Below are 8,884 nucleotides of genomic sequence, written 5' to 3' on the forward strand. Positions count from 1 at the left end.
ATCCCCTCTTGAGAGTGGTGTCCCCGCCGGCTGGCGGGGTGTGTGACGATGTTTGTTTTCAAGGATGGTGTTTAAATTTCAAATGGGAAAAATAAGATGACACACCCCTAAATCCCCTCTTAATAGAGGGGACCTTGATGGGTGGTACTGGGAAAGAAGGGGAGAAAAACAGGGAAGTTGTTAGTATTGGAAAGATTTTAGGATTTTGCAGGGATTAAAAATCCCCTCGTGAAATTTGAAAAAACAGAAATTATTAATTTATAAAGGAAGAGGGTGCCCATGAAAACGGACGCATCGCTTCGGTACAAATTATTCTGGCTGTGGATTTTTGGCATCGCTATGGCCTATCTGGAATCGGCGGTTGTGGTGTATCTGCGGGCCATCTATTATCCCGCCGGTTTTTCGTTTCCTCTGAAAATAATTCCCACAAACATGGCTTTTGTTGAAATCGGCCGGGAGGCAATGACGCTGGTTATGCTTCTTGCTGTCGCTTTTCTTGCCGGCCGAAACTTCTGGCAGCGATTTTCTTTTTTCATGATGAGTTTTGGTATCTGGGACATCTTTTACTATGTCTGGCTAAAGGTATTTCTCAACTGGCCGCATTCCCTGTTCACCTGGGATATTCTCTATCTCATTCCTGTTCCCTGGACGGGTCCCGTGCTGGCCCCCGTTTTGGTGAGTTTGGCCATGATTGGTTCTTCTTTTCTGATTCTGAAACTTGACCACCAGGGATTTGATTTACGCGCTTCCAAAGCGGAGTGGGGCTTAACAGTTCTTTCGGCCCTTCTCATTTTTGTGGCCTTTATTTTTGATTTTCAAAATATCGTTAGCGGCGGAATGCCCAATCCCTTTCACTGGGAAATTTTTGGAAGTGGACTTCTTCTGGGTATTGTGGTTTTTGCGAGACGATATACCCTTACAAAAAAGGAAAGAGGGGCGAATCGTTAGAGTTTTTGTCAGACAAAAATTCTGAATGTTTCGGATGAAATGAACCGTGAATCCAGTCCCCGCAGTCACTCATATTGAGAATTAATCTCACAAAGCGATCAAAAAATACCCATTCCTCTAAAGAACGACCAATTATTGGCCAATTTTGTCTTGAATCAGAAGGAAAAATAATCCTAAAAATGAGAATCCCATTAAGCTTGCCGCCAGTCCAAAATTCCCGCAAATAAGAATAATCCTTTCTTTTAACACGTTCACAGGCGTATTCCTTCAATAATAACAAGCTGTTGAGTGAACAGGCCATTTTGGCACTATCTTTGTTTTATACCAAAGGCGAAAGTTTGGCCCAAATTCAGGATAAGGAATAATCTCAACCGATTCAAATTGGAGGACAAATGTTTGAATGCCAACGGAATGAAATTCAACAGGAAGTGAATACGATTGTCCGGAAATACGGCCGGACGCGGAATTACCTGCTTCCGATTTTGCAGGAGCTCAACCGGAAATTTTCGTACATCAACAATTACATGATCGAGGCCGTCAGCAATGCCCTGGATATCAGTCCGGCGGAGGTGCATGGAGTCGTCACGTTTTATTCCTTTTTAAACGAAACGCCCAAGGGGAAATACATCATTCGATTGTGCAAGACCATTAGCTGCGATATGGCCGGAAAGGATCGAATTGTGCGTGTTCTTGAAAAGGAGCTGGGAATTTCGTTTGGTGAAACCACCAAAGACGGGCTGTTTTCACTGGAATATACCAATTGCATCGGCATGTGCAGTGAAGGCCCGGCCATGCTGGTTAATGAAGAGGTTTATTCAAAGCTTTGCCCGGAAAAAGTTGTTGATATTTTGGAATTTTACAAAAATGGCGCGAGGAAACGAGCATGAAAAACAGCAAAAAACGGATTCTTTTTGGTGAATATATTGTGGGGAGCGGCTTGGCGGCCGCCCTGAAATTGAAGCCCAAAGAAGTGGTGAACGAGGTTAAAAAATCGGAACTTAGGGGGCGGGGAGGCGCCGGATTTCCAACCGGATTGAAATGGGAATCGGCCGCTGTACAAAAAGCCGATCAGAAGTTTATTATCTGCAATGCCGATGAGGGCGAGCCCGGAACCTTTAAGGATCGCCTTTTGCTGATGGAGCACCCCGGAAAAATTCTGGAAGGAATGGCCATCGCGGGTTACGCCATCGGAGCTCATCATGGTATTATTTATTTGCGCGGGGAATATGTTTACCTGAAAAAGGGTATTGAAGAGCGAATTGATCACATGAAAGCCACCAACCTGCTCGGTGACAAAATCCTGGGTAAACGATTTAACTTTGATGTCGAAATTCGCCTGGGGGCAGGGGCGTACGTATGCGGTGAAGAATTTGCTCTGATCGAATCCCTCAACGGTCGGCGGGGTGAGCCGCGGAACAAACCGCCCTTTCCCACGGAAAAAGGCTATCTGGACAAACCTACGGTGGTTCAAAACGTGGAAACGCTTTGTTATGTGCCGTACATTATTGCCAACGGTGCGGAATGGTTTCGGACCCACGGGACGATGAAATCCACCGGAACCAAGTTGTTCAGCATTTCCGGCGATGTGGAGAATCCGGGGGTTTACGAAGTGGAATTGGGAATCACGGTACGGGAACTGTTGGAGATGGTTGGTGCAAAGGATACCAAAGCGGTTCAGGTAGGCGGAGCGTCCGGAATTTGTGTGTCGGAGAAGGATTTTGACAAACCCATCGCCTTTGAGGGGCTGCCTCCCGGTGGATCGATTATTGTTTTTAATCATTCACGAAAGATGCTTCACGTGCTTGAGAATTTTATGGAATTTTTCGTGGAGGAATCCTGCGGTCAGTGTACGCCGTGCCGGGAGGGGAATTATCGGCTTCTGGAGGGTGTCCGACTGCTGAAAAAGGGGGATTGCACGGTTGCCTATTTGCGCGATCTGATGGAGTTGGCGCGTGTGATGCAAATTTCCTCGAAATGCGGTTTGGGACAAATGTCGCCGAATCCGTTTATTTCGATCATCGAAAATTTTAAAGACGAAATTTTGTACAGTTAGCGTAATGGCCGGTGTGTTAATCTAAAATGATGAAATTGTAAACTTGATGATGGAGTCTGCTCTAAAAGACATTTTTCCACGAATTGATTTTGGTGAAACTAAATTGACATTATTCGTGTCAGTCGCGGCTTTGGAGTGAACTCAGAATTCATGGAAAATTCACTTTTCTTCAGATGAGGAGAGACGTTGTATGGAACTGATCCCAATTAAAATCAACAATAAAGAAATTAAAGTCAAAAAGGGCACGACCATTCTGGAAGCGGCCCGGCAAAACGATATTCGAATTCCGACCCTTTGCAACCATCCGGATCTGGAGGTAGCTGGTATTTGCCGGATTTGTGTGGTGGAAATTGAGGGGATGAGGAATCTTCAGGCTTCGTGTGCCTATCCGATCGAACATCCGATTTCCGTAAAAACCTACACAGAGAAGGTGCGCAAAGCCCGGCGCTTTAACCTGGATTTAATTTTGGCGCAGCATTACGGCGAATGCTACAGTTGCGTCCGAAACAATAATTGTGAACTTCAATCGCTGGCCAAAGAGTACGGTGTCAACTTCTATCGATTTCCGCACATCAAGGAACCCCGGTACGAAATTGACGATTCCTCGTTTGCGCTGGTACGCGATCCCAACAAGTGCGTTCATTGCAAGCGTTGTATTCGCACCTGTCTCGATTTGCAGGAGGTGGGGGTACTGGAAACGGCCGGACGTGGGTACAATGTTCAGGTGCAAACCATGCTGGACCGGCCGCTGGTTGAATTGAATTGCGTGTACTGCGGCCAGTGCATTAACCGATGCCCGACGGGCGCCCTGCACGCCAACGATCCCTCAGACTGGGTGTGGGAAGCCATCGATGATCCTGAAAAGTTCGTCATTATCCAGACGGCTCCTTCGCCCCGGGCGGCGATTGGCGAAGAATTCGGACTGCCTGCCGGTACCAGCGTAACGGGCCAGTTGAACACAGCCCTTCGCCGAATGGGATTTGACCGCATTTTTGATACAAATTTTGCAGCCGATCTGACGATAATGGAAGAAGGGAGTGAGTTGCTCTGGCGCCTGGAACAGAAGCTGGTTCACGGAAAGGATATTAAAATTCCGATGATCACATCCTGCTCCCCGGGCTGGGTAAAATTTGCCGAGCACACCTTTCCGGAATTGCTGGATCACCTGTCATCCTGCAAGAGTCCTCAGCAGATGTTTGGGGCCGTCATTAAAACCTATTATGCCCAGATGGCCGGGATCGATCCGGCAAATATCGTTACGGTAGCCCTGATGCCCTGTGCCGCCAAAAAGTTTGAGTGCAATCGGCCGGAGATGGTGGACAGCGGCTACAAGGACATCGATTACGGACTGACCACGCGCGAAATGGCCGGGATGATTCGGGAAGCCGGACTCTGGCTGCCCGAGCTGCCAAAATCTGATTTTGACCATCCTCTGGGACTGGGCAGCGGTGCCGGACTGGTTTTTGGTGCCACGGGTGGTGTGATGGAAGCCGCTATTCGTTCGGTCCATTTGATTGTAACCGGTCGACAGGTACCGTTTAAAAACATGGACGTAACTCCCGTTCGGGGAATGGAAGGCATTCGGGAAGCCTCCATCACGTTTGAGAATACACTGGAGCGTTACAAATTTTTGGAAGGCGTTACGCTCAATGTGGCGGTGGCCCATGGCATTAAAAATGCCCGGCAAGTGATTGAACGGGTGAAATCCGGTGAAGGGAATTACCACTTTATTGAAATTATGGCCTGTCCGGGCGGATGTTTGGGCGGCGGTGGTCAACCGATTCCAACCAGCCCGGAGATTCGGGAAGCGCGGGCTCAGGCCATCTACGCAGAGGATCACATGCTGCCGGTGCGCACCTCTGTGGAAAATCCGGAAATCCAGCAGTTATACAAGGATTTTCTGGGAGAACCTCTGGGACATTTAAGTCACCAGTTGTTGCATACACATTACACGCCCCGCGGGCGATACACGATGTAGAACGATTGAATAGCTGAGGCACGTATGAGAGCGCTTGAAAAAGAAATAACTTGGACCGAATCGGTGATCAAGGAAGACCAGATTTCAAAATTTATGAAATCCGGACGGGATTTTATTAATGATGAGGAAATCTGGCAAAAAATCCGGACGAACACATCACCGGAAAAACAAGAGATTCGCGAAATCTTACAAAAGTCACTTTCCATTGAAACGCTTACACCCGATGAAGCGGCCAAGCTGCTCAATGTCAAAGATGAGGAGCTTTGGAAGGAGATTTTTGAGGTGGCGGCACAGGTCAAAACGAAGGTGTACGACAATCGTATTGTGACCTTTGCTCCGCTTTACTGCAGCAATTATTGTGTTAATAATTGTCTCTATTGTGGATTTCGCCGAGATAACACGCTGGAAAAGCGGCGGCGCTTGTCTCTGGAGGAAGTCAAAAATGAGGCTCGCGTGCTCGCCGGGGAAATCGGCCATAAGCGTCTTATTGCGGTTTACGGGGAACATCCGCTCTCTGATGCGCGCTACATTGCCGATACGATTGAAGCCATCTACAGCGTGAAGGTTCCTACCCGGGGTGGTGTCGGGCAAATCCGGCGCGTCAATATCAATGCAGCACCCATGTCCGTTGAGGATCTGGAAATGCTCCGCGAAATTGGGATTGGCACGTACCAGGTGTTTCAGGAAACGTACCACCACGAGACCTATGCCAGAATCCATCCTCCGGGCACGTTGAAAAGTCACTATCAGTGGCGCCTGTATTCCATGCACCGTGCTCTGGAAGCCGGCGTAGACGATGTGGCTATCGGCGCTCTCTTTGGGCTGTATGATTGGCGGTTCGAAGTGCTGGCGCTCTTGTACCATGCTATTGAATTGGAATCCATGTTTGATGGGGTGGGGCCGCACACCATTTCGTTTCCACGGCTTCAGCCGGCGTTGGGAGCGCCCTACACCCAGGAAACAAAGTATCTGGTTTCGGACGAGGATTTTAAAAAACTCGTGACGGTGCTTCGATTGGCGATTCCGTATTCGGGAATGATTATTACGGCCCGCGAACGGGCGGAAATTCGCCGGGAGCTTATGCCCATCTGCACCCAAACCGATGCGTCAACGCGTATTGGCATCGGCGCGTATCGGGAAAGCACCAACCGTCAGGAATCCGAACGCCAGCAATTCCTTTTGGGTGATACCCGCAGTCTGGATGAAGTCATTCGTGAGCTGGCGGAAATGGGCTACATCACCTCTTTCTGCACGGCCGGCTATCGGTGCGGCCGTACCGGTGATCGTATTATGAAACTGCTGCGTACCGGCCGGGAAGGGAAATTCTGCAAGCTGAATGCGATTCTGACATTTCGCGAATGGCTGGATGATTTTGCCAGTGAAGAGACCAAGAAAATCGGCGAGGAACTGATTCAGCGGGAGATGAACGAAATCAAAGAAAAAACACCGGTGGATTTTTCGGAACGGGTGTACCAGGAACTGCAGGTTTACTACAAGAGAATTCAAAATGGCGAACGCGACCTCTACTTTTAACGAGAGCTTTCTTGCCGCATTTTTGGAGATTGCTGAGGCTGTTAAAAGCGAATTTGGCGTGTATTTACAGGTAGCGGAAATTTTGGGAAAGCGCTGGTCGTTTGTTGCCGGTGAACCGGAAGGGAGTACATTCTTACCGTCTAAGCGATTGATGCTCAATGAGCATCTGGGTCTGATTGCTGAAAACTGGGAGGTGCTGCCGCGAGAAAAACAGGAAGAAATTTTATCTGTATTACGGGAGAAATTGGCTGTAACTCGGGGAATGTAAATTTAGCGTGGTTCGTTCGTTCCTTGAGAAAACGCACTTGGAAGTTGAACATTGGATATTGATTATTGGATATTGGATACTCGATTTGTTATTTTAGAATTATGTTACCAAGCATTGCCTAATCAGCTCCCCCTTTGAAGGGGGGTGGAGGGATGTAATTACGGATATTTGAAAGCGACTCTCAGTGAGCAGAGGATTTTGAATATCCAATATCCAACATTCAATTTTCAAGTTTCAATTGTGGATGGCTGTAGGGAAATGGAAACGACATCCCCCTGTGGTCCCCCCTTCGAAGGGGGACGTTTGAAAGTTGCAAAGACGGGTTCTTTACTTGCTCTGAAAAGAGTATTTGAGTGTTGCAAGCCATGTGAATAAGCCTAACCCAACAGAACTCCTCCTTTGAAGGGGGTGGGGGGGATGTAAATAGTTGTTAATAAACTAAAATCAGGATAAAAAAGGTAAAAGGCCAAACGGCCTTTTATTTCGGTGTTATCGGTGGTAAATTAAAAACCACAGTGCGAAAGCGGAAAGGAATCCTGTGTCCAGTCGAATTGAAAAGGATTTTTTGGGGTCGAAAGAGCTCCCGGAATCGGCCCTTTACGGCATTCATACCGCTCGGGCGCTGGAGAATTTCACCCTTACGGGTCGACCCGTTCACGCAGAACTCCTTCGGGCCTACGGATTTGTAAAATGGGCCGCTGTGCGGGTCAATGCGTCTTTGGGGGCGCTTCCTCCGGAAATTGTGCCAGCCCTGGAGCAGGCCTGTGAAGAACTCGCTGAAGGCCAACATCTGGAGCATTTTCCGATAGATGCTCTCCAGGGGGGTGCCGGCACCAGCACAAATATGGCCGTAAACGAAGTGCTTGCCAACCGCGCACTGGAGATTTTGGGCGAATCAAAAGGGCGCTACGACCGTGTGCACCCGCTGAATCACGTGAATCTTCACCAATCCACCAACGACACCTACCCCACGGCCCTGAAAGTGGCGGGCTTGTTTTTGCTCAAGCATCTGGAAGAAGCGGTCATCGCGTTGCAATCTGCCTTTCAGAAAAAGGAAAAAGAATTTGCTGCCATTGTAAAGGTGGGGCGGACGCAGCTTCAGGATGCCACATTAATTACGCTGGGTCGGGAGTTTGGGGCCTACGCCGATGCCATTGCAAGGGACCGGTGGCGAATTTTTAAATGCCAGGAACGGCTGCGCGTGATCAACCTGGGCGGAACGGCCATTGGGACGGGAGTAACGGCCCCACGAAAGTACATTTTTAAAGTGGTGGAGGAGCTGCGGCAGTTAACGGGACTGAATCTTGCAAGAGCAGAAAACCTGGTTGACGCCACACAAAATGTGGATGTGTTCGCAGAAGTTTCAGGCATTTTAAAAGCCCATGCCACCAGCCTCATTAAGATTGCCAACGATTTGCGCCTTCTGTCCTCCGGGCCCCATTTGGGTATCGGAGAAATTGAGCTTCCGGCCGTTCAGGCGGGATCCAGCATTATGGCGGGCAAGGTTAACCCCGTAATTCCCGAAGCCGTGGTTCAAGCGGGATTTCAAACCCTGGGTAGTGATAGCATTATTAATCTGGCGGTAGCCAGCGGTAATCTGGAGCTCAATCCTTTTTTACCCTTGATTTCCGAACAATTTCTGGGTATGCTGAAGCTTCTTACGCGCACTGATTGGATGTTCGCCGAAAAATGTGTAGCCGGGATTCGGGCGAATCAAAAAAACTGCGAAAGATTTCACGAATCACCACAGTCGCTTGCAACGCTCTTGGTTCCCGTCATTGGGTACGATCAAGCCGCAGAGGTTTTGAAAAGGGCTCAGAAAGAGGGCCGACAGTTAAGGGATATTTTATTGGAAGAGGGTCTTTTAACTGAAGAGGCGTACAACCGGTTAATTTCGCCGGAGAATGTGTTGAAATTGGGAGAAGATAAGTAGAGGATTTTGAATATCCAATATCCAGTATTGAATATCCAATATCCAATTATCAATTTTAAAGTATTAATTATTGATGACTTAAATGGCGGGGGGATGTTTTTTAAGAAAAAATTGAATATGCTACAAAAAGGGATATGATGCAAACGACACCTAAAGGACTGCGGTTGCACA

At 48.3% G+C, this 8,884-nt stretch carries 7 protein-coding genes; all 7 read left to right on the top strand.

The genetic code is table 11. The annotated features are described in order from the left end of the window. Positions 1 to 279: 279 nt before the first annotated feature. The 7 genes from GXO76_14875 (at position 280) to GXO76_14905 (ending at position 8,713) form a co-directional block, all read left to right on the top strand. Complete coding sequence (locus GXO76_14875; GenBank protein ID NOY79134.1) at positions 280 to 948, top strand: hypothetical protein; 669 nt, start codon at positions 280 to 282, stop codon at positions 946 to 948. 392 nt (positions 949 to 1,340) lie between these two features. Beyond that, positions 1,341 to 1,835 (top strand): NADH-quinone oxidoreductase subunit NuoE, encoded by a 495-nt coding sequence (gene nuoE / locus GXO76_14880; GenBank protein NOY79135.1) that lies wholly within the window; start codon positions 1,341 to 1,343, stop codon positions 1,833 to 1,835. Continuing rightward, positions 1,832 to 3,001, top strand: coding sequence for an iron hydrogenase (locus GXO76_14885; GenBank protein ID NOY79136.1), 1,170 nt, complete (start codon positions 1,832 to 1,834; stop codon positions 2,999 to 3,001). Before nuoE ends, GXO76_14885 begins: the two co-directional genes overlap by 4 nt. A gap of 190 nt (positions 3,002 to 3,191) precedes the next feature. Continuing rightward, the gene (locus tag GXO76_14890; protein ID NOY79137.1) at positions 3,192 to 4,979 is read left to right on the top strand and encodes a 2Fe-2S iron-sulfur cluster binding domain-containing protein; all 1,788 of its coding nucleotides are present in this window, start codon (positions 3,192 to 3,194) and stop codon (positions 4,977 to 4,979) included. A 24-nt stretch (positions 4,980 to 5,003) separates the two neighbouring features. Further along, positions 5,004 to 6,512 carry a [FeFe] hydrogenase H-cluster radical SAM maturase HydG gene (gene hydG / locus GXO76_14895; GenBank protein NOY79138.1) on the top strand — a complete coding sequence of 503 codons (1,509 nt, stop codon included), beginning with the start codon at positions 5,004 to 5,006 and terminating at the stop codon, positions 6,510 to 6,512. Continuing rightward, entirely contained in the window at positions 6,487 to 6,780 is a 294-nt protein-coding gene (locus GXO76_14900; GenBank protein NOY79139.1) for a hypothetical protein, read from the top strand. The genes hydG and GXO76_14900 overlap by 26 nt, the downstream gene beginning before the upstream one ends. A 538-nt stretch (positions 6,781 to 7,318) precedes the next feature. Beyond that, complete coding sequence (locus tag GXO76_14905) at positions 7,319 to 8,713, top strand: aspartate ammonia-lyase (GenBank protein NOY79140.1); 1,395 nt, start codon at positions 7,319 to 7,321, stop codon at positions 8,711 to 8,713. The last annotated feature ends 171 nt before the right edge of the window (positions 8,714 to 8,884 follow it).

The sequence above is a fragment of the Calditrichota bacterium genome (assembly GCA_013151735.1).
GTDB lineage: Bacteria > Zhuqueibacterota > JdFR-76 > JdFR-76 > BMS3Abin05 > BMS3Abin05.